A 20,067-nucleotide genomic window follows, 5' to 3' on the forward strand; every position below is an offset into this window, starting at 1 on the left:
CCAATGTAGGCCAAAGCGGGCGGGGATCAACCTTTCGCGCAGCGAGAGTTCAGCGCATCACGAAAGGGTCGGGAATCGGCTCATCCGATGTCCGAAGCCAGACCGCTTTTGTCCGCGTATAATCTAGCGCAGCTGCAAGTCCGCCCTCGCGCCCATGCCCGCTGAGGCCGTGGCCACCAAAAGGCGCGATGGGGCTAACGGCGCGGTAAGTATTGACCCAGACAATACCTGCCCGAATGCCACGGATCATCCGATGGGCGCGCGTGAGGCTTGTTGTAAAGACGCCCGAGGCAAGACCAAACGCTGTATCATTGGCGATATCGAGCGCTTCGGCCTCGGACTCAAAGCTGACGGCAGACAGAACGGGACCGAAGAACTCTTCGGTCAGGCAAGGCGCATCTGGCGCGGCGGAACAATCAAGAATGGTGGGCGGGAAGTAGTGCCCTGCCCCTTCCAAGCGCGTGCCGCCTGTAACAAGCTTGGCACCTGCCGCGAGAGAACGGGCGATAATATCTTCAGCGCGCGCGACTTGGGCAGCTGTGCAAAGGGGGCCAACTTCTGTGGCCATATTATCGGGTGCGCCGATGATGACGGCCTCGGCCTTGGCCTTTAGCTTCGCAAGGAACGCCTCTTTGACGCTTGCGGCCACAACAAGCCGCGAGCCCGCGACGCAGCTCTGGCCAGACGCGGCGAAAATACCAGAAACTTGCGCGTTGGCTGCGCTCTCCAGATCAGCATCCTCAAAGACAATAAAGGGCGACTTGCCACCCAGTTCGAGCGAAGTGGAGGCGAGATTTTCAGCCGAGCCACGCACGATATGGCGGGCGGTATCGGGGCCACCTGTGAAAGCAATATGCGCCACTTTCGGATGGCTTGTCAGGACCGCCCCGCAGCGCGGACCAAAGCCTGTGAGCACATTGACCACGCCTGCTGGAAAGCCCGCTTCATGCACCAACCGCGCAAAAGCAAGCAAGGGCGCAGGGCCTTCCTCAGACGCTTTGAGAACCACTGTACACCCTGCCGCCAAAGCGGGGCCAAGCTTGACTGCCGCAAGGAAGAGCTGCGAATTCCAAGGAACTATGGCGGCGACCACGCCAACAGGCTCCCGCCTCAGCCAGACTTCCATGTCGGGCTTATCGATCGGCAGATGCGCGCCTTCGATCTTGTCGGCAAGGCCAGCATAATAGCGATAGTATTCGGCAACATAGGCAATCTGGGCCGAGGTTTCGCGGATGATCTTGCCAGTATCGCGCGTTTCTAGGCGGGCCAGCTCGCTGGCGTTTTCGGCCACAAGATCGGCCAAACGATAGAGCAGCTTACCGCGCGCTGTGGCCGTCATGTCAGCCCATGCAGGAGCAAGAAACGCCGCGTGCGCCGCCTCAACCGCTGCGTTCACATCGGCCTCACGGGCCTCAGGCATAAGCGCCCAAGCTGTGCCTGACGCGGGATCGAGGCTTTCAAAATTGGCGCTCGCTTTGGAGAAGTCGCCACCGATATATTGCTCAAACTCTTGCATTTTATGTCCTTAGGCGAAGGCAGGCATGACATCGTTTATGAAGCGCTCAAGGCTGGCGCGTTTGCGCTCAAAGCTCATTCCTGAGTCAATCCAGAGCGAATATTCGTCATAACCCATGTCCTGATATGTTTTGATCCGTGCGATAGCATCATCAGCTGTGGCGATCACATTGTCACGCAGCATAGCCTCTGGTGTATAAAACGGGTGTGACGCTATTTCTGCGTCCGAGAGCGGCGCAATCAGCCCTTGGCTGACGGGTCGCTCGTTTTTAAACCATGCGCCGAAGTAGCAATAGAAGCGGTTGATTTCTTCTGCAGCTTGGCGCGCGTCTTCGGCGCTCTCGGCGATGTAAGTATGGTTCAACAGCATGATCTCGGGGCGCGGAATATCAGGAAATTTGGCGCAGGCGGCATTGAACGTTTCCATCAGTTTGGTCACTTCTTCATCGCCCTGCCAGAGTGGTGTCACTTGCACATGACAGCCTTGGGCCACGGCGAACTCATGGCTGTTCGGGTCACGCGCCGCGATCCAAACGGGCGGTCCGCCCTCCTGAACAGGCTTGGGCGAAGACGTTGTCGACGGGAAGCTGTGAAACTCTCCCTCTTGGGCATAATCTCCGTCCCAGAGTGCTTTGATTGCAGGAACAAGAGCGCGCATGCGCTGGCCTGCTTCCCAAGCATCCATCCCTGGCATGATGCGCTCGTATTCGTAATTATATGCGCCGCGCGCGATACCAAGATCAATACGGCCCTCTGTGATCAGGTCCGCCATCGCAGCTTCGCCTGCAAGGGCGATTGGATGCCAGAAAGGCGCGATGATTGTCCCTGTGCCGAGGCGAACATGTTTTGTTTGGCGTGCGACATCGATCAGGCTCAGGAACGGGTTGGGCGCGATTGTGAAATCCATCCCATGATGCTCGCCAGTCCAGACTGCATGCATGCCGCCCTCATCAGCCATCTTCGCCAGCGTCAGAAAATCTTGATAAAGCTGGCGCTGGTCCTGATCGGGGCTGACGCGCTCCATATGCACAAAGAGAGAAAACCGCATGAGGCTTACCTTTCGTAAGAAACGGGGCGGATTTTGCCGCTGGTTTGATTGCCAAAATAGACGCCGTAGTTGCCAAGCTTGTTCTCGGCGGCAAAGCGCGTGAGCATGGTGCGCATGACACTGTCGGTGACAGAGGCGAGCGCCTCTTCGGTCAGGGGGACAAAGCGCCCCAGAGAAGGCGCGCCCTCTTCGGTCTGGCAGAGAAACGCGATGTGCTGGCGTTTTGCGGCATCGTCTTCAAAGACCGAATACACAAATCCCGGCTCCGCCGTGAGGCCCGTAGTGGCGAGGAGCTTTTGCAGCGTCTCAGACGCACCGTGTTCTTTTACAGTCCTTTCGGGGAGCGCCAATCCGCCCTCGCTATTTTCGACCAGCAGCACCTGCCCGTCTCGCTCGATAAGTGCTGATACCGTGAGGCCGATGTGTGGCTCAAGCGCTTCGGCGGCTGTGGAGGGCGTTACATAAGCGCCGCGCGCATAGCCAAGGCCAGCAGTTGCTGAACTATCAAACGCCTCGACCCGACCAATCAGGACCGCATGATCACCCGCCTCGACAATCTGATGCATCGAGCAGTCAAACCACGCCGAGACGCCCTCAAACACTGGTGCGCCATGCGGTCCATTTTGCCAAGTTACGCTTGCGAAGCGGTCATCAACGGGACGCGCGAATGTGTTGGACACTTCGACCTGCGTTTCGGCCAGGATGTTGACTGCGAAGCCTGTGGCTTTGGTCATGTTTTCATAGTTGCTTGAGCTATTGGCGATACAGACCAGCACAAGAGGCGGATCAAGCGAAACAGAGGTAAAGGAATTGGCCGTAAAGCCAATAGGCGCGCCTGTTGCATCATGGCTGGTTACAACCGTGACGCCCGTGGTGAAGGCGCCAAAAGCGGAACGCAAAGCGCGCAGATCAAAGCCGCTCATGAGGCAACCTCGCGGGGGAAGGGCTGAAAGAGCCAGTTCGCCAAAGCATGATTGACCAGATTGGGCGCTGTGAGATGGGCCATATGGCGATGTCCTTCGATTATTTTTGTCGTCCCGTTTTGGGCCGCTTCGGCAATGGCACGGGCCATGGCAGGGGTAGAGTTGCCATCGCCGCTGCCGGTCAGGGCGAGCAGTGGCGCTTGGATGTCGCCGATGCGATTGGCATAGGTGTCATCACCTGTCGCAAAGGCAGTATAGGCAGTGGCGTAGCCCTCTGGAGAGACAGCACGAAGCCAGCCTGCCGTTGCCTCACGTGCTGCCCGCTCGCTTGCCGCTCTCGAAAACCAGCGGTCCAGCGGGGCCGCACTATCGAGTTCGCCACGGCTAATCTCGGCAGCGCGCGCCTCAACGGCAGCGCGGGCCTCTGGGCTCCGACGAAAGACAGGGTTGAGCAGTGCGACACGGCTCACAAGATCGGGATATTCAACCGCTACTCCCCCTGTAATCAGAGCGCCCATCGAATGCCCCGCAAGATTGACAGGACCAAGGGCAAGGGCCTCCAAAGCTTCCGCGGCCCACACGACAAAATCTTCCAGAACACTGCCGTTTGGCAATGGGTCACTCCCGCCATGACCGGGCATATCAAGTGCGACGACATGATTGTGCTCGCTCAGTGTTTCGACTTGCGGGCCCCATGCGGCAGACTGAAGCCCAACCCCATGAATGAGCACCAAAGGCGCACCACGCCCGACGGAGTGAAACGCAACCTGAGCGCCCGACTTAGACAGCCGCAGGGTTGTCAGCGTCATGGCCGAGCTCCTTGAGGTCTTGATAACGGTCACCAATGCGGTGATGAGGCCTTCCTCCGATCGATGCGCCCAGTGCGATGACAATTTCATCAGCGGCGGGGGCATCTGCGATTGATGTCTGGATCGTAAGATAATGCGAACGACGGCCGCCATCATTTTTATCCATCAGCGGAATCATAAGCGGCGCATTGGCTGGTCCGCGGGTATTGCAAAACGACAGGTAGGATTTTGCGCCGACTGCCTCTCGGAAGATATTGCCAAAGTGCAACGTGTGGATCAGTGCGGAGGCATGCTCAACCTCACCATCAAGACCGACGATCGCAGATTTTCCATAGCCCTCAACACGCTCGCCGCTACCAGCCGCGTCAAGAATCATATCAGTCAAAATCTGGCCGAGCCCAGGCGCGCAGTCACGAATTACAGGGGAAAGGTCCTCGACAAAACCCTGCCCTGCCCAAGGATTTTTAATAACAGCCATTGCAGCGATGAGCTTGAGCGGCGTCGCAGCCACTTTGCCGCCTTCGATAAGCGTGTTTTCAATATGCAAAAGCGTTTTTCTGATCTCTGCTGGCACAGGCATGTTCCTTTTGCTGTGGTGAGTCTCTCCGCAATATGGTATACCATCATACAAATTGTCAATTCCACTGTGAGGCTAAATAGGCCATGGGTCAGGACCGCGTAAAACTCGAACGGATTGAAGCTGTGCCTCAGACCCTGCGCGACATTGTGCAGGCGAAGATGCGTGACGCGATCATGGCGGGGCATTTTGCGCCTGGTGAGCGGTTGGTTGAGCGGCCCCTTTGCGAGCAGCTCGGCGTCAGCCGTACGGTCGTCCGCGAGACGATCCGCTACCTTGAGGCTGAGGGACTTGTCGAAACGATCCCACACAAAGGGCCGATCGTCGCGTCGCTCAACTGGAGTCAAGCCAAGCAGATTTATGATATTCGCCGTCAGCTTGAGAGCGCTGCAGCGGAAGCCGCAGCAAAGGCAACTTCGCCTGCGTTTGACGCTGCCCTGCGTGCTGCTTTGGCCGAGCTTGGTATTGCTATGAAAGGGCAGGAGTGGAGCGCGATCTTTGTCGCAACAACCGCGTTTTACGAACTTATTTTTGCGCAAGCGGGGCATAGCATCGCTTGGGAAGTGGTGCAGCGGCTCAACGGGCGGATCAGCCGTTTGCGCGCGCTCACGCTCTCAGCCAAAGACCGCTCGACCTCCGGCTTAGCTCATATGACAGCAATCGCTGACGCGGTCCTGAGCGAGGATGCACGCGGCGCACGCGAAGCCGTTAAAGCCCATATCAAGGAGGCGGCCAAAATCGCGCAGGCCGTTCTGGCAAAGGAGGCGCACAATGACTGAAGCTTATTGGATCGCGCAAGTGACCGTCACAGACCATGAGGCTTATAAGGGCTATCAGGCCGTAGCTCCTGAAGCGTTTGCCAAATATGGCGCCGTGTTTCTTGCCCGTGGCGGAAAAGCACAGGCGCTTGAGGGGGCTCCCTTTGAGCGCCATGTCGTCATTCGATTTGACAACTATGCGGCGGCACTTGAGTGCTATAACTCGCCAGAATACAGCGCCGCGCGAGCAAAGCGTAAGGGCGCATGTGAGGCGCAAATCGTGATCGTAGAAGGACTTGAGACACCATGAGCAGTTTTGATGAAGACTTGTTTTTGAAAGGTCTGGAGCAACGTAAGGCCACATTGGGCGCAGACTATGTCGAGAAAAATCTCGCGGCATCCGACGACTTCACCCGTCCGTTCCAGGAAGCGATGACGGCTTGGTGCTGGGGCTTTGGCTGGGGCGATGATGTCATTGATGCAAAGACCCGCTCGATGATGAACCTCTCCATGATCGGTGCTTTGGGCAAAATGCACGAGTGGGAACTTCACTGCAAAGGCGCACTCAACAACGGTGTGAGCCGCGACGAGATCCGCGCCATTATACATGTGATCGCGATTTATTGTGGCGTTCCGCAGGGGCTTGAATGCTTCCGCGCTGCACGAAAGGTTTTTGAAGAAGCGGAACAAAGCGCATCGTAAGATTTGCGTAAGCTTTGTAAGGTTCGCGTAAGCTTCACTTGATTGAGGGCAGGAAACCAAATGGATTCCTGCCACCATGACTGACCAACCTTCTACTCCTCAAGGCTTGAACCGCCTGCGTACGGAGCTTGTCGCGCGCCCGTTGACGCTGCTGGCGAGCGTCGTCTTATTTGTACTTCTCGTGGACAATAACACCTTCTGGCGCATCGGTTCTGATGTCTTTTCGGGCCACCCCTTCGCTTTTGCGGGCATGGTGGCGGCGCTCTACTGTCTGACAGTTGCAGTGTTTTCGCCTTTTGCGCTGCCAGTCTTCGTCAAGCCGTTCAGCATCTTCATTCTGATTTTGAGCAGCGTGACAGGCTACTATATGGACACGCTCGGCGCGTTTATCGACCGTGAGATGATCCAGAATGTCATGGTCACCACAGTGACGGAGTCAAAGCACCTCATCACCATCGGCTTTTTGCTTCATGTCGCATTCTACGGGCTTTTGCCGTCAGTCTTTGTTCTTGCCCTTCGGCTCAAACCACAGCGCAAGCTCCTGGCCTTGGGCACACCGTTTCTAGCGGGTGCAATCTGCCTTTTACTGACGCTTGGGTTGCTTGCAACCAACTTCAAAACATATGCTTCGGTGCTGCGTGAGCGGAAAGACTTTCTGGCAAGCTATCAACCTGGCGCACCGATTGTGAGCACCTTTCGCTATGCGGCCATGATGAGCAAGACGCTCAACACGATTGCGGCACCCATTGGAGAAGACGCCACCAAAGGCGTCAGCTATGCCCGCGCGACCAAGCCAGTGCTCACCCTGCTTGTCGTGGGCGAAACTGCGCGCGCGCAGAACTTTGGACTCAACGGCTATGGGCACGAGACAACCCCCGAGCTGGCCAAACTACCAATCGTGAACTTTGAGGAGGTCAGCAGCTGCGGCACATCTACGGCCGTTTCCTTGCCCTGCATGTTCTCAAAATTGCCGCGTAAGGACTATTCGTTTGAAAAAGGCAAAGCCCAGCAAAATCTTTTGGATGTGCTCGCTCATGCTGGTCTAAAAGTGGAGTGGTGGGACAACAACACAGGCCATAAGGGCCTAGCGGACCGTATTGAGGCCCGTAGTTTTGCGGGCAACGAAGGCGAACACTGCCGTGAAGGCGAGTGCGACGATGGCGCTTTTCTACCCGCGTTGCGCGCCTATGCTGACAATATCACAGAAGACACTGTCTTGGTTTTGCATCAGATAGGCAGCCATGGGCCATCGTATTTCATGCGGTATCCGCCCGAGGCCGAAAAATTTGCACCCGCCTGCCAGACACCAGAACTCAAAAGTTGTTCGCCCGAAGAGGTCTTGAACGCCTATGACAATACCATTGCCTATACGGACAAGACGTTGGCAGAAACGATCAACTTTTTGCAAGCTCAGGAAAGCCTTAGCACGGCAATGCTCTATATTTCGGATCATGGCGAATCCCTTGGGGAAGGTGGGCTTTATCTGCACGGAGCGCCCTATTTTCTAGCGCCCAAAGAACAAACTCATGTCCCGATGATCCTGTGGATGTCTGACAGTTTTGCTGCGCAGTTTGGCCATAATACAGGCTGTCTCGTTGACAGCCGCGCGACTCCCCTGAGCCATGACAACCTGTTTCACTCGGCCCTAGGGATGCTTGATATCGAGACGCAAGTCTATGACGAAGCGCTCGATCTCTTTGCGCCATGTGCTGCAAACAAGGAGCAAAGTTGATTTGAGAGCTTTGCGCAGCCGCTCAAAGCGGCTAAGTGCTGCGCAACCCTCTTTTAACGACCAGAAAGAACGCTCATGAATATGCTCAAAATCGTCGCCGTGCCCATGCACAAGGAAGGCCGCAAGTTCGTGGCCGTTTTCGCCGCCATAACTGTGGCGCTGAGCTTTCTCTGGGAGCCGCTCTTTTGGCTTGGATGTGGCGCGACCGTCTGGTGCTATTATTTCTTCCGCGATCCGGTACGGATGATCCCACAGAATGACGCGCTTGTACTATCGCCTGCTGATGGGGTTGTCTCGCTGATCGAAGAGGTCGTGCCACCTGCAGAACTTGGGCTTGGCCAAGAGCCAGTCACGCGTGTTTCGGTCTTTATGAATGTTTTCAACTGCCATGTGAACCGCGCGCCTATCGCGGGTAAAGTGACACAAATTACTTATCATCACGGCAAGTTTCTCAATGCCTCACTGGACAAGGCCAGCGAATTTAACGAGCGCAACTGCCTGACTATTGAAACCCCAGCAGGCGCCAAAATTGGTGTGATCCAGATTGCTGGCCTCGTGGCGCGGCGGATCGTCTGTTTTGTCAAAGAGGGTGACGAGCGCGCCGCAGGTGAGCGTTTTGGCCTTATTCGTTTTGGCAGCCGTCTTGATGTGTTTCTTCCCGTCGGCGTTCAGCCGCTTGTGCCGCTCGGCACAACAGCCGTGGCTGGCGAAACTATTCTGGCCGATCTCTCAAATCCGCAACCCAATGTGAAAGCTGTCAGCCGATGAGCTCCGAACGTACCATAAAACTGCGCCATGTTGTGCCCAGTATCGTCACAGTCTTCGCGCTCTGCGCGGGGCTGACATCGGTACGTATGAGCCTTGAGGGGCATCTGGAAACGGCGTTGGCGTTTATCCTGATCGCCGTGTTCCTTGACGCGGCGGACGGCAAACTCGCACGCTTCCTTGATACCGCAAGCCCCTTTGGCGCCGAGCTTGACACGCTTGCCGACTTCTTCAACTTCGGGATCGCACCAGGCTTTTTGCTCTACAACACGCTCTATATCGGTACGCCTGCGGCCAATCTCGGCTGGCTGGCTGCACTTGTGCTTGCGGTTTGCTGTGCACTGCGGCTCGCGCGGTTTAACCTGTCGATGAAAGACACAACAGTGGCGCTCGCCAAAGACAACTTCTTTGTTGGCGTGCCTGCTCCTGCGCTGGCCTGCCTCGCGCTTATGCCAATCTTTATTCACCTTTCGGGCTGGAAACACTTGGACTATCCGTTGGTACGCACACTTTACATCATTGGGGTCGGTTTTCTCGCGGTGAGCACGATACCGACCTATTCCGTCAAACATGCCTCCATCAAACGCAAGCACCTTGCCATTGCGATTGTGGCCGCTGTTGTGATGGTCGTCTGTCTGATGTCGTATCCTTGGCCAACGCTTATGGCGATCAACCTGCTTTATCTCACCACGTTGCCCTTCTCTTACCGCGCACAAAAGCGCCAAATTGCCAACGAAAGCTAAATCATGCGCATCCTTCTGATCGAAGATGAGAAAGACCTCGCCGCGCCGGTGATCGAACATCTCAAGGCCGATCAGAATGTTGTTGACTGGTTTGAAACCGTGTCCGACGGCGACACAGCTGCGTTTGGTGTCCCGTATGATGTGATTTTACTGGATCTTCAGCTCCCCGATGGTGACGGGTTAGACCTGCTCAAGACCCTGCGAACGCGGAATCTGCGCACACCAATCATTATCCTAACGGCACGCGACAAAGTCTCTGACCGCATAAAAGGCCTAAACCAAGGGGCAGATGACTATGTGATCAAACCCTATGATCTGAGTGAACTGACCGCACGGATCAACACGGTCTGCCGCCGCAGCAGCGAGCGAGCAGCCGAAATCGTTTCTTTGGCAGATATTGAAGTCAACATGGCTGAACATAGCGTCGCGCGCGCAGGAGCGCCCGTGAAGCTCACCGCCAAAGAATGGGGCGTTTTTGAATGCCTACTTCTACGGCGCACCAAAATTGTCCCCAAGGACACGCTTGAGCAGGCGCTTTATGCGTTTGGTGATGAAGTGGAAAGCAACGCGATTGAAGCCCATATCAGCCGCTTACGCGGCAAGCTTGGAAAAGAACTCATAGTCACACACCGCGGCTTGGGATATCGACTTGAAGTATGAACAGCCGCCCACCCAGTCTTCTTAGAGCGCTTCTTCGCTCCCTGCTCTGGCCAAGCCTTATCGCAATTGCTGCCGGACTAGTCCTGTCTTTTTGGACTGTGCGGCAGGAATATGACGAGATGCTCGATATCGGGCTAAACAACAAAGCCCACTTGCTGCTTGAGAATCTCACAATGCAAGACGAAGGCATCCTCGGGTTATCTGAAGTGTCCGACCTTTTGGCCTTTGAGACCCGCATTCTCGACCCTGAGGAACGCACCCTCTTTTGGTATATCGATAGCGAAGGCCACATCTTACAGCGCTCGGGCCTTGCCACACCCGACATGATGCCACGCGAGCAGCCCGAGGGCTTCTTTACCGAGCATGACTATAGATTTCGGGTGTTGAGCGCAGAAGGTATGCCTAAGCGGCGCATCGTTGTTGGTGAACCGCTCGTGGAACGCAACGAAGCCATGCGGGATATCTTGGCAGGTGTCATGCTCAGTTTTGCGGCATTGGTACTCATTATGGCCTATGCTGCCTCGCGCGCCTTACAAGGTGCTGCGCGCAAGATTGACGGTCTTAGCGAAGACATCGCTGCCAAGAGCGAACACAATCTGAGCCCGATTGATCGCGCGTTCTCTTTTGCAGAGTTTGAACCCGCAATTGATACCCTCGATGAGCTGATGGCGCGGCTCGATGCGGCGATCAACGCAGAGCGCGATTTTGCAACGGTGGCGGCACATGAATTGCGCACGCCCGTTGCAATCTGTCTTGCGCAGGCTCAACGGCTCAAGGCGACAGCCGCAACGGAAGCCGACGCTGCAAAGGCCGCCGCCGTGGAGCAGGGCCTTAAACGGCTCGCGCGGCTGATCGAGCGGCTGCTGCAGCTTTCCCGCGCACAGTCAGGCCTTGGCACAGACGCCGAGACCGATGATCTCAATATGGTGTTGCGCTTGCTGCTCAGCGAACTGAGCGAGCGTAAACCAAAAGCACTAAGGCTAAACATCCTGCCGCCTGAAGGCGTCTATATGAGCCATATCAACCCCGATGCTTTCGGAATTATCCTGAACAATCTTTTTGACAATGCGCTGAAGTACAGTGACGGGCCACAAGGCATAGTGATCGATGCCAGCCAAGCGGGCGTGATCACGGTTTCCAACGATTGCGACGCATTGACGGAGCAAGAAATTCAAGAAATCACACAACGCTTCGGGCGCAAATCCAATCTTGCAGATGGGTATGGCCTTGGGCTTTCCATCGTTCAGGCGCTTTGCGAACAAACAGGCTGTGACTTTGATATCTTCTCGCCAATGATAGGCCAAACACGCGGCTTTGTCGCGCGGATCACACTGCCCTAAGTGCGCTTTCGCTTGCGCTTCGCCGTGAAGAGCAAGGCGACCAACGCACCAATCATTCCACCCGCAAAAACCGCCGACACCGTATGCGCTTCGAGCATCACGCGGGCATACATCGTCAGCCCTGTTACCGGCAGGCAGAACAACAAAAACCACAGACTGAAGCGGCGGACCATAAAGAAGCCCCCAGCGCTGGCAAGAGTAGAGTGCCCAGACGGCATATTGTGCCGCGACTGAGGCCCGCTCGGGCGCTGACCCAGCCGTGTGCCCAAAATAGTAACATCGTTGAGCAGCCGCTTTGGCCCGTGCGAGGCAGCTATGCCTGCAACGACAACGCCTGCCAACTGGCCCGCGCCCCTCCAATCGCGCAGCACCACAATGGTCGCGATGGGCAGCATAGCATTGACGTGGCGCATGTACTTTTCTGTGCCCTGAACAACGGTTGAGTAATGTTCAGAACGACAAATCGAATAGTCTCTTGTTAGATCCGAAGGATAAAACATTGCCGCGCCAATCAAGAGGCCAGTTAGCCCGTAGGCAAAGCCATGGCGGCGCAAATTGCGCCAGGGCAAAGCAAGGTTTGAGATCGTATCCATGCCACGGCGTTTGGCAAGCAAACCTTATGACAACCTTACAAACCTTTGGTCTGCGTCAGCGCGGCAGATGAAAGATGTCAAACTCGGGCTTGTAGATATCGCTTGTCATCCCGAACGCGCCCATCACGCTGTGAAACGGGAAATCATGGGGAAAGCTTTGAGGCGGCATAACGCTCGCTGCCGTCAGTCCACGACTGCTGGCAAAACTGTCTGACATCCAGACCAGAAATGGTACATCACGTTGCTCTTTGGGGGCAACACTGTTGGGCAAGCCATGAAGATAATAGCCCCCCTCGCCAAGCGACTGACCATGATCCGAAACATAGATCAGCACCGTTTCTGCATCGAGGCTTTCCAGCTGCTTAATCAGATCGGCTAGCAAGTAGTCGGTATAAAGGATCGAATTGTCATAGGCGTTGACCAGCTCTTCATGTGTGCACTTGGCCACCTGAACCGTTTTGCACTCTGGCGTAAAGCGGGCGAAATCTTGGGGATATTTACTGAAATATGCGGGGCCGTGACTTCCTGTTTGATGCAGGGTCACAAAAATGCGCCGCGCTTTTGACTGTTCAATCCGCTCCGCCAGCCTCCAATTGAGGGCAGCATCACCCTTAGGACAGTCTTCTTCTGTGCACTCCAAGCTGATCTCGCCTGCGCGCTCTTGCACAGTGGTTTTCACTGGCGGCGGACCAGAGTTATTGCTTCGGTAAATCGTTTCGATCCCTTGTCGCGTCAAATAACTTGGCAGCGGCTCGGCCAGCGTGTGCGAGGAAGCCTTGCTGCCTTCGTGGGTGAGGATACAGGCGGTCGAGCCAATCGTATTTGTAGCGCAGGACTGCCCCAAAGGCAGAGCAAAGAGCGAGGTCTCTTTTGTGAAAGTGTTGGTCTCTCGACCATAGCCATAGAGCTCAAAGTTCTCTGCGCGCGCCGCTTCTCCTATCACCAGAACCACGACTTGCTTTTTGTCTGGCCGTTCCTCAGCGAATGTAGCAGGCGGCGAGAGTATAGGCTCGCGCTCGTCCAGATAGCGCTTATTATAGTAGCGCGCGGTGTTGATCACATAGGACCAAGGCAAGACTTTACTGCCCATCCGCGAGGCATGCTGATCAAACCAAAGCCAAGTTGTTGACGTCGCAAAAAGCCATGCGATGAGCAGCCCAAAGCTCGCCACTCCCGCAAACAACCGCACAGAGCGCTTTGGCGCACGGAGATCAACGCGCCAGACAAAAAGTGCCGGCAGAGCACCAAAACCAGCGAGATAAGGCAAGATCGACCAGTGCCAGAGACCAGAGGCTTCGCCCGTATCTGTATTGAGCACATTGGCAATCATCGAGCGGTCAATTTCGATACTATAGGAGAGCATAAAATAGAGCGCTGCGGCGTTCACGATAAACAAAAGTACCACCAAGAGCTTCATCAACCTGAGCGACAAGGCTGACACCAAAAACAACACTCCCATAAAGAGACAGAGCTGCACAATTTGAACAGAAGCAAGCTGCAGCCACCCCGTGGCATCAGGGAGACTAGACACAGAAAACACAAAAGCTAAGAGCGGCTTTTGAAACAAAGCAAGATTGGCAAACGCGATCAAAAGCACAAAGCCTGAGAGGCGCATATTGGGCTTCCAAGGAGTTTGCTTCACATGTGTCATAGTGACTGTCTAGCGAGCTTCCTAGCCCAGCGAAAGCACTAGATAGGGGCCCAAATCGCAACGGAGCACGAAGAGACAGGCAAGCACTCCGAATGGGACCGTGCGCTCGGTTACGAATATGTAAATCTGAGCGCAACAAACATGCTGGCTCATGTCATTATTCCTTGGAGCCGTTGATGCCCGATACTTCCCACGCCCTATCTTTGCCGTTGATACAACCCTCTCAAGCGCAAAAACATGTGACCCACAACGAAGCCCTAAGGATTTTGGATGCGGTCGTGCAATTGGTCGTCATTGCAGCCGACCAAAGCGGTCCACCGACAGCTCCCCAATCGGGTGATCGCTATATTGTCGCGCCCTCCGGAGTGGGCGCGTGGCTGGGCCATGACGGGGATATCGCGGTTTATGCAGATGCTGCGTGGAGCTTCATAACGCCGTTGCCGGGATGGACCGCTCAAGTCTTAGCGCCACAAAGCGCCGTATTGTTTGATGCTGTCTTGGGCTGGCAAACAGTCTCTACAACACTGGAAAACACACCTGAACTCGGAATCAACGCCACGGCGGACCCAACAAACAGACTCAGCGTATCGGCGCCTGCGACTCTGCTCAATCATGAGGGCGCAGGCCATCAGCTCAAAATCAACAAGGCCACCGCGAGCGACACATCAAGCCTTTTGTACCAAACAAACTTTTCTGGGCGTGCGGAAATGGGCTTGGCAGGGAATGATGATTTTGCCGTTAAAGTCTCAGATGACGGAACAACATGGCGCACGGCCCTGAATGTGGATGCCCCAACGGCGCGGGTGATCGCACCCGAAGGTCTCGAGAGTATTCGCATAACCGCAACACACAGCGCCACAACGGTGCTGAACCCGCCGTCTCCCGCAGGGTTTGCAATGCTTTCATCAGTCAGTTCAAATTTCCCACAGGCGAACGCAAGCATGATTTTATGCTACGATGTGGGCGCGTCTCCACAGTTGATCGTGATTTGGAACGGAGGCGCTGTCACCAATTTGGGAGCCACAGCCCCGACAGACACAAATGTCCCCGACGGGCTAATCGGGATCGCAGCTCAAAACAACGGAACACTGCTGCTTCGAAACGAGTATCCCAATTCTCTCGCACTGGACTATTGCATCACTTGGATCAACGGCTGGCGATAAATCAGCCTGCCTGAATGTCTCCTGCGGGGTGCCCGCCCCGCAGACGATCATACGACAATCATATCCTGAGAAATTGCATCCAACGCAATTTCTGCAAAGATAATGTTAACGCCTTGGTCTGAAAAGATCACAGAGTCGCCGCTCTGGTCAAAATGCCCAAGCACGGCCTCGGCGTCCGCGTAGTCGAACCCCTCAAAGCGCAGCACATCCCAAGCCTCGAGATCAAGCACCGTATTGTTGCTTTTGTGATCGGCGTGAAACACAAACATGTCTGAAAGCGCGCCCCCAGCAAGGGTATTGCTGCCGCCACCGCCCATCAAGACATCCTGAAGTCCCTGATCTTGCACCCATTCTTTCAGGCCGGGCGTGGTGGCGTTCACAAATTCTCGGCTTTGTGCGAAGGCTTCAGCGACCGCAGCACGGCTGTTGCCTTGTTCCATCCAGTTCAGCCAATTCTGTTTTCCGGCCACGTCAGCTGCGCGGCCCAAAACGTTGTAATAAAGCAGATCAACAAAGCCCTCATTGTCAGGCTCTGCATAGCGGTTGGAAAACTCTTTTGACCCGACAAATCCCGCAACAGCTTCACCAAAATCAAGTCCTTCCGCGAGCGCGCTCACCCAGTTATCAAAGCCGCCTTTCTCAGGCGCGCGGCCCAGCGCAGCCGTATACAGGCGGAAGATATCGTCGCTCCAATTGGCCTCCATGCGCGCTTTGGAAAAGGCGTCAGAAGCTATGTTTGTCATGTTTTGAAACTCGCGGCTTTCAGAAAAGCCGTGCAAAGCTTGCGCACGGGTATTGTCAGGATTTTCTAGAAAGGAAATCCAATTTATACGCCCCTCCGCATCTGCCTCCCGGCCTAAGACATTGCGATACAGCAGGTCCACAAAGGCCTCGGTTGAAAGATCGCCATAGGTTTTTTGAAACTCCTTGGACGTCACAAACTTGCCTGCGACGGTCAACAGACTTTGCTCGCTCTCAAATATACTCTGCGTCCAGTTGCGGTGGCCTTCCACGTCAGGGCTGCGGCCGAAAGCTGCCTGATAGAGACGAAACATCTGAGCTGACTCTTGCGGCGCATACCCTGCAGCAAAGCCCCCAGCATAGAGGTGATCATCGCTCCCATCGCCGACCACAGACGTGCCATTGTAAGCTATGTGTCTGACGTCAGCCCCTGCTGGACAGATCTGAGCATTTGAACAACGGAGGATTTCTGGTTCATCTTATCGATTAGGAGATCGAGATGACAAAGAAGCCTACCACATCGAAAGATGCCGCCGACAAGGTGGTTAAGAACATCCGCCGCAAGACACGGCAAACCTATTCAGCGGAGGAGAAGATCCGCATTGTTTTGGCAGGTCTGCGTGGCGAGGAAAGTATTTCTGTGTTGTGCCGTCGTGAGGGGATCGCTGAGAGCCTGTATTATAGCTGGTCTAAGGAATTCCTTGAGGCAGGCAAGCGACGTCTGTCTGGGGACACTGCGCGTCAGGCGACGTCGCCAGAAGTGAAGGAGCTGCGTTCAGAGTCGCTGGCATTGAAAGAGTGCGTGGCGGATCTGACTCTTGAAAACCGGCTGCTCAAAAAAAGCATGACAGGAAATGGGGGATACGAGGAATGAGGTATCCAGCATCCGAGAAGCTTGAGATCATCCGCACCGTCGAAGGCTCACACCTGCCAGTCAAACAGACGCTTGATATGCTGTGCATTCCGCGCAGCACATTTTATCGATGGTACGATCTTTATCTCGATGGTGGTCTGGACGCGTTGGCGGATCATTCGCCGCGTCCCAAGTCTGTCTGGAACCGTATCCCAGACGTCAGGCGCGATGATTTGATCGAGTTTGCATTGGAGCACGAGGCGTTGTCGACACGCGAGCTTGCCGTCAAATACACGGATGAGAAGCGGTATTTTGTCTCTGAATCATCAGCTTACCGCATTCTAAAAGCAGCTGACCTGATCACTGCGCCTGATTATGTGGTGATCAAGGCTGCTGACGAGTTCACAGACAAAACCACAGCTATCAACGAGATGTGGCAGACTGATTTTACCTACTTTAAGATCATCGGCTGGGGCTGGTATTATCTGAGCACAATCCTGGACGATTACAGCCGCTACATCATTGCATGGAAACTCTGCACAAATATGCGTGCTGAGGACGTAACAGACACGATCGAGCTGGCATTGGCTGCATCCGGTTGTGATCAAGCCACTGTTCGGCACAAGCCGCGCCTGCTCAGCGATAACGGCTCCTGCTACATCTCTGGCGATCTGGCTGAGTGGCTGGAAGGGCAAAGAATGGATCACGTTCGCGGAGCACCGCTCCACCCGCAAACGCAAGGTAAGATCGAGCGCTGGCACCAGACCATGAAGAACCGTGTTCTGCTGGAAAACTATTACCTGCCCGGCGATCTCGAGCGTCAGATCGGGGCTTTTGTCGAGTATTACAACAACCAGCGCTACCACGAGAGCCTGAACAACGTCACACCCGCTGACGTCTACTTCGGGCGCGACAAAGCCATTTTGAGGGAAAGGGAGAAGATCAAAAGCCAAACAATCCGCCAACGCCGCTTGCAACATCAAAAACAAGCAGCATAATCAATCACACGAACGAACCAGAGCCTCCTGTGCTCAAGCCGATCTGATGTCCAACTTTATATGACGACGGACAAACAATGGCCAGATCCGACGGCTGGCAGGCCTCAAACTCCAACGTGACCGAGCCTCAGAAACAGAATTGCTGCCCGCAGCGGTCAAAAATATCGTCGCCTCTGACATGATTTTCGGCCTCACAGAGCATTTCGACCATTTCATTCAGCGTCTCCATGCGCTGGGTCTGATTGCAGGAACACCTGATATGCGCGAAAACATGGCCCCCCACCCGGCCAATCTTGCAGAGGCTTTGGCAACGCTCACACCCGATCAAGCAGCGCTCTATCAGGCCTTCACTGGCTGGGATGATATTTTTTACAACATCTGCGAACAGCTTTATTTTGCCCAAGATATGCCAAAAACGGGGGCTATATGATCCACCACCAATGCCTCTTACCACTCAGCCGAGCACGCAACACTTCAGCCATACGCCTAGCACATGACAGCCCGATCTCTTACTCTAGGTCACAGATTACCCGTTAAGGATGCTTTTTAATGATTACACCCGTTCTCCTCTGTGGAGGCTCAGGCACACGCCTCTGGCCCCTGTCTCGCAAAAGCTATCCAAAACAATTCGCCTCGATTCTGGGCGATGAAAGCCTCTTCCAAGCCTCTGCCAGACGCTTTTCAGGCGAGCATTTTGCCGACCCTCTGCTTGTCACTGCCGATAGCTTCCGCTTCATTGTAGGTGAACAGCTCGAAAAATGTGGCCTCAGCTCACGCGGAACCCTGATCGAACCTGAGGGGCGAAACACCGCACCTGCAGCCATTGCTGCCGCACTCATGCTTGCCAAATCTGATCCTCAAGGCTTGATGCTCCTTGTCCCATCAGATCACGCTATCTCTGATGCACAAGCGTTCCGTGATGCAGTTTGTTCGGGTACAGTGGCCGCACGAGACGGACAAATCGTCACCTTCGGGATCGCCCCTGATCGCGCCGAAACAGGGTATGGCTGGCTTGAGAGCGGAGCGGAGACCCACCCCTCCGTGATGGAGCTCAAACAATTTGTCGAAAAACCCGACCGCAAAAAGGCGGAAACTCTGCTCAAAGACAAACGCTACCTCTGGAACGCAGGTGTGTTCCTCGCGCGGGTCGATGTCATGATCAAGGCCTTCCGAACCCACGCGCCAGAGGTTCTCACTGCCGTGGAAATCGCCTTGGAAAAAGCCACACTTGATCTTGGCTTTACCCGCCTTGATCCCGAAACATGGGTCCGCGTGCCCGATATTTCTATCGATTACGCCGTGATGGAAAAAGCCGAGAACGTCAGCGTGGTGCGCTTTGATGGAGCATGGTCTGATCTGGGCAGCTGGGAGGCCGTTTGGCAAGAATCCCCCCGTGATGAACATGGCAACGCAATGACAGCACATGCCACAGCACTTGATTGCGAAAACACGCTTCTGCGCTCGGAAAGCGACGAGATTGAAATTGTCGGCATCGGCCTGAAAAACGTGGTCGCCGTCGCCATGCGCGACGCCGTTATGGTCGCCGATATCTCCGACAGCCAGAATGTAAAAAAGGCGGTCGCCACACTCAAAGAGCGCAAAGCAAAACAAGCGGTGCAGTTCCCCGTCGATCATCGCCCTTGGGGCTGGTTTGAAACGCTGATCTTGTCAGACCGCTTTCAAGTGAAGCGCATCCACGTACACCCAGGAGCAACCCTGAGCCTGCAAAGCCACAACCATCGTTCAGAACACTGGATCGTTGTGGCCGGAACAGCAAAAGTGACTGTGAATGATGAAGTCAAACTCGTCACTGAAAACGAGTCGATCTATGTCCCACTCGGAGCAAAGCACCGTATGGAAAACCCAGGCAAAGTGCCCATGGTCCTAATCGAAGTTCAAACAGGAGCCTACTTGGGCGAAGATGACATCATTCGCTACGAAGACGTCTACGCGCGCAACTAGCCTGACTTTGCAGTTCCGTCTCAAAAATGGCTCCAGCAAACAGTGGGCCGAAAGATCCCAGCGGGTCACATGACGATTGTTAACTTCAAGACATGACCTTCTGACACCGTGATCAAGTGCAAAATGGAGACTCCCGCATAGCGCAGAGTCACGTCCTCAAAACGCGAGTGAGAGTTCTAATACTAGAGGGCAGCCGATGTCGCCTCAAGCAAGCTTGTCCCGCCTGCGGATATTGCCACTACAGAAACAAAAGTAGGACACACAGAGCAGAGACTATAAAAATATAGAACGGTAATGCGTTTAAAATAGTCACTTTCTTTTTGCAACGGCTGCACGTTTCTTCCCCGAAGCGAACTCTGTGCTTACAACTGCCACATCGGAAAATTCGTGTTGCCATACAATCAATCTCATCTCTAGAACTGGTTAACTTCAAATTCAGCTTCATATAAGTCTAAAATTTATACTTAAATGAACGAGCCACAAAAGTTAATAAAAAATTTATCGTTAATGACGGGCCGCGCTTCAGCCAAAGCA

At 54.8% G+C, this 20,067-nt stretch carries 20 protein-coding genes; 12 read left to right on the forward strand and 8 right to left on the reverse strand.

The features are described from left to right. Positions 1-49: 49 nt before the first annotated feature. The 5 genes from DSM117340_RS13940 to DSM117340_RS13960 are packed head-to-tail and all read right to left on the reverse strand — an operon-like array spanning position 50 to position 4,869. Positions 50-1,516: an aldehyde dehydrogenase gene (locus DSM117340_RS13940; protein WP_354689705.1), complete on the reverse strand. Its 1,467-nt coding sequence runs from the start codon at positions 1,514-1,516 to the stop codon at positions 50-52. Between the two features lie 9 nt (positions 1,517-1,525). After that, on the reverse strand, positions 1,526-2,563 hold the full coding sequence (locus tag DSM117340_RS13945) for an LLM class flavin-dependent oxidoreductase (protein ID WP_089892936.1): 1,038 nt from the start codon (positions 2,561-2,563) through the stop codon (positions 1,526-1,528). A 5-nt stretch (positions 2,564-2,568) separates the two neighbouring features. After that, positions 2,569-3,486, reverse strand: coding sequence for a flavin reductase (locus DSM117340_RS13950; protein WP_089892939.1), 918 nt, complete (start codon positions 3,484-3,486; stop codon positions 2,569-2,571). Continuing rightward, entirely contained in the window at positions 3,483-4,295 is an 813-nt protein-coding gene (locus DSM117340_RS13955; protein WP_282057916.1) for an alpha/beta hydrolase, read from the reverse strand. Before DSM117340_RS13955 ends, DSM117340_RS13950 begins: the two co-directional genes overlap by 4 nt. Further along, positions 4,267-4,869 carry an amino acid synthesis family protein gene (locus DSM117340_RS13960; RefSeq protein ID WP_089893694.1) on the reverse strand — a complete coding sequence of 201 codons (603 nt, stop codon included), beginning with the start codon at positions 4,867-4,869 and terminating at the stop codon, positions 4,267-4,269. The genes DSM117340_RS13955 and DSM117340_RS13960 overlap by 29 nt, the downstream gene beginning before the upstream one ends. Before the next feature lie 89 nt (positions 4,870-4,958). Here DSM117340_RS13960 and DSM117340_RS13965 point away from each other — a divergent pair, with 89 nt between their 5' ends. The 8 genes from DSM117340_RS13965 (at position 4,959) to DSM117340_RS14000 (ending at position 11,572) form a co-directional block, all read left to right on the forward strand. Beyond that, the gene (locus DSM117340_RS13965; RefSeq protein WP_341198796.1) at positions 4,959-5,651 is read left to right on the forward strand and encodes a GntR family transcriptional regulator; all 693 of its coding nucleotides are present in this window, start codon (positions 4,959-4,961) and stop codon (positions 5,649-5,651) included. Continuing rightward, positions 5,644-5,940, forward strand: a complete 297-nt coding sequence (locus DSM117340_RS13970; protein WP_341198797.1) for a DUF1330 domain-containing protein — start codon at positions 5,644-5,646, stop codon at positions 5,938-5,940. Before DSM117340_RS13965 ends, DSM117340_RS13970 begins: the two co-directional genes overlap by 8 nt. Continuing rightward, positions 5,937-6,332 carry a carboxymuconolactone decarboxylase family protein gene (locus DSM117340_RS13975; RefSeq protein ID WP_089892952.1) on the forward strand — a complete coding sequence of 132 codons (396 nt, stop codon included), beginning with the start codon at positions 5,937-5,939 and terminating at the stop codon, positions 6,330-6,332. The genes DSM117340_RS13970 and DSM117340_RS13975 overlap by 4 nt, the downstream gene beginning before the upstream one ends. Before the next feature lie 76 nt (positions 6,333-6,408). Beyond that, positions 6,409-8,064 carry a phosphoethanolamine--lipid A transferase gene (locus DSM117340_RS13980; protein ID WP_354689706.1) on the forward strand — a complete coding sequence of 552 codons (1,656 nt, stop codon included), beginning with the start codon at positions 6,409-6,411 and terminating at the stop codon, positions 8,062-8,064. Positions 8,065-8,139: 75 nt separating this feature from the next. Beyond that, entirely contained in the window at positions 8,140-8,832 is a 693-nt protein-coding gene (locus DSM117340_RS13985; protein ID WP_273496443.1) for a phosphatidylserine decarboxylase, read from the forward strand. Continuing rightward, the gene (locus DSM117340_RS13990) at positions 8,829-9,572 is read left to right on the forward strand and encodes a phosphatidylcholine/phosphatidylserine synthase (RefSeq protein WP_273496442.1); all 744 of its coding nucleotides are present in this window, start codon (positions 8,829-8,831) and stop codon (positions 9,570-9,572) included. The genes DSM117340_RS13985 and DSM117340_RS13990 overlap by 4 nt, the downstream gene beginning before the upstream one ends. Before the next feature lie 3 nt (positions 9,573-9,575). Continuing rightward, the gene (locus DSM117340_RS13995; RefSeq protein ID WP_089892968.1) at positions 9,576-10,232 is read left to right on the forward strand and encodes a response regulator transcription factor; all 657 of its coding nucleotides are present in this window, start codon (positions 9,576-9,578) and stop codon (positions 10,230-10,232) included. Next, positions 10,229-11,572, forward strand: a complete 1,344-nt coding sequence (locus DSM117340_RS14000; protein ID WP_354689707.1) for a HAMP domain-containing sensor histidine kinase — start codon at positions 10,229-10,231, stop codon at positions 11,570-11,572. The genes DSM117340_RS13995 and DSM117340_RS14000 overlap by 4 nt, the downstream gene beginning before the upstream one ends. Here DSM117340_RS14000 and DSM117340_RS14005 read toward each other — a convergent pair. Both DSM117340_RS14005 and DSM117340_RS14010 read right to left on the reverse strand, forming a co-directional pair. Continuing rightward, positions 11,569-12,165: a phosphatase PAP2 family protein gene (locus DSM117340_RS14005; RefSeq protein WP_354689708.1), complete on the reverse strand. Its 597-nt coding sequence runs from the start codon at positions 12,163-12,165 to the stop codon at positions 11,569-11,571. The genes DSM117340_RS14000 and DSM117340_RS14005 overlap by 4 nt on opposite strands. 55 nt (positions 12,166-12,220) lie before the next feature. Continuing rightward, positions 12,221-13,816 carry a sulfatase-like hydrolase/transferase gene (locus DSM117340_RS14010; protein ID WP_354689709.1) on the reverse strand — a complete coding sequence of 532 codons (1,596 nt, stop codon included), beginning with the start codon at positions 13,814-13,816 and terminating at the stop codon, positions 12,221-12,223. 176 nt (positions 13,817-13,992) lie between these two features. Here DSM117340_RS14010 and DSM117340_RS14015 point away from each other — a divergent pair, with 176 nt between their 5' ends. After that, complete coding sequence (locus tag DSM117340_RS14015; RefSeq protein WP_273496440.1) at positions 13,993-14,979, forward strand: DUF2793 domain-containing protein; 987 nt, start codon at positions 13,993-13,995, stop codon at positions 14,977-14,979. A 47-nt stretch (positions 14,980-15,026) separates the two neighbouring features. Here DSM117340_RS14015 and DSM117340_RS14020 read toward each other — a convergent pair whose 3' ends face one another. After that, positions 15,027-16,112: a DUF4214 domain-containing protein gene (locus tag DSM117340_RS14020; RefSeq protein ID WP_354689710.1), complete on the reverse strand. Its 1,086-nt coding sequence runs from the start codon at positions 16,110-16,112 to the stop codon at positions 15,027-15,029. 107 nt (positions 16,113-16,219) lie between these two features. Between DSM117340_RS14020 and DSM117340_RS14025 the strand changes: the two genes are divergently transcribed. From DSM117340_RS14025 to DSM117340_RS14035, 3 genes are all read left to right on the forward strand, one after another. Beyond that, a protein-coding gene (locus DSM117340_RS14025; protein WP_089894336.1) for an IS3 family transposase occupies positions 16,220-17,571 on the forward strand; the annotation gives its coding sequence in 2 pieces (ribosomal slippage) (positions 16,220-16,556 and positions 16,556-17,571; 1,353 coding nt in all). A 139-nt stretch (positions 17,572-17,710) separates the two neighbouring features. Continuing rightward, positions 17,711-18,001 carry a hypothetical protein gene (locus tag DSM117340_RS14030; protein WP_354689711.1) on the forward strand — a complete coding sequence of 97 codons (291 nt, stop codon included), beginning with the start codon at positions 17,711-17,713 and terminating at the stop codon, positions 17,999-18,001. 119 nt (positions 18,002-18,120) lie between these two features. Beyond that, a complete protein-coding gene (locus DSM117340_RS14035; RefSeq protein WP_354689712.1) occupies positions 18,121-19,533 on the forward strand; it encodes a mannose-1-phosphate guanylyltransferase/mannose-6-phosphate isomerase in 1,413 nt (470 codons plus the stop codon). The last annotated feature ends 534 nt before the right edge of the window (positions 19,534-20,067 follow it).

It is taken from the genome of Lentibacter algarum (genome assembly GCF_040580765.1).
Taxonomy (GTDB): domain Bacteria; phylum Pseudomonadota; class Alphaproteobacteria; order Rhodobacterales; family Rhodobacteraceae; genus Lentibacter; species Lentibacter algarum.

Excerpts from the sequence above, each read along its gene's own strand:
- DSM117340_RS14035 (WP_354689712.1), top strand. The coding sequence starts at position 18,121 with ATGATTACACCCGTTCTCCTCTGTGGAGGCTCAGGCACACGCCTCTGG.
- DSM117340_RS14005 (WP_354689708.1), bottom strand. The coding sequence starts at position 12,165 with ATGGATACGATCTCAAACCTTGCTTTGCCCTGGCGCAATTTGCGCCGC.
- DSM117340_RS13940 (WP_354689705.1), bottom strand. The coding sequence starts at position 1,516 with ATGCAAGAGTTTGAGCAATATATCGGTGGCGACTTCTCCAAAGCGAGC.
- DSM117340_RS13975 (WP_089892952.1), top strand. The coding sequence starts at position 5,937 with ATGAGCAGTTTTGATGAAGACTTGTTTTTGAAAGGTCTGGAGCAACGT.
- DSM117340_RS13955 (WP_282057916.1), bottom strand. The coding sequence starts at position 4,295 with ATGACGCTGACAACCCTGCGGCTGTCTAAGTCGGGCGCTCAGGTTGCG.
- DSM117340_RS13995 (WP_089892968.1), top strand. The coding sequence starts at position 9,576 with ATGCGCATCCTTCTGATCGAAGATGAGAAAGACCTCGCCGCGCCGGTG.
- DSM117340_RS14010 (WP_354689709.1), bottom strand. The coding sequence starts at position 13,816 with ATGACACATGTGAAGCAAACTCCTTGGAAGCCCAATATGCGCCTCTCA.
- DSM117340_RS13980 (WP_354689706.1), top strand. The coding sequence starts at position 6,409 with ATGACTGACCAACCTTCTACTCCTCAAGGCTTGAACCGCCTGCGTACG.
- DSM117340_RS13965 (WP_341198796.1), top strand. The coding sequence starts at position 4,959 with ATGGGTCAGGACCGCGTAAAACTCGAACGGATTGAAGCTGTGCCTCAG.
- DSM117340_RS13950 (WP_089892939.1), bottom strand. The coding sequence starts at position 3,486 with ATGAGCGGCTTTGATCTGCGCGCTTTGCGTTCCGCTTTTGGCGCCTTC.
- DSM117340_RS13970 (WP_341198797.1), top strand. The coding sequence starts at position 5,644 with ATGACTGAAGCTTATTGGATCGCGCAAGTGACCGTCACAGACCATGAG.
- DSM117340_RS13990 (WP_273496442.1), top strand. The coding sequence starts at position 8,829 with ATGAGCTCCGAACGTACCATAAAACTGCGCCATGTTGTGCCCAGTATC.
- DSM117340_RS13985 (WP_273496443.1), top strand. The coding sequence starts at position 8,140 with ATGAATATGCTCAAAATCGTCGCCGTGCCCATGCACAAGGAAGGCCGC.
- DSM117340_RS14015 (WP_273496440.1), top strand. The coding sequence starts at position 13,993 with ATGCCCGATACTTCCCACGCCCTATCTTTGCCGTTGATACAACCCTCT.
- DSM117340_RS13945 (WP_089892936.1), bottom strand. The coding sequence starts at position 2,563 with ATGCGGTTTTCTCTCTTTGTGCATATGGAGCGCGTCAGCCCCGATCAG.
- DSM117340_RS14000 (WP_354689707.1), top strand. The coding sequence starts at position 10,229 with ATGAACAGCCGCCCACCCAGTCTTCTTAGAGCGCTTCTTCGCTCCCTG.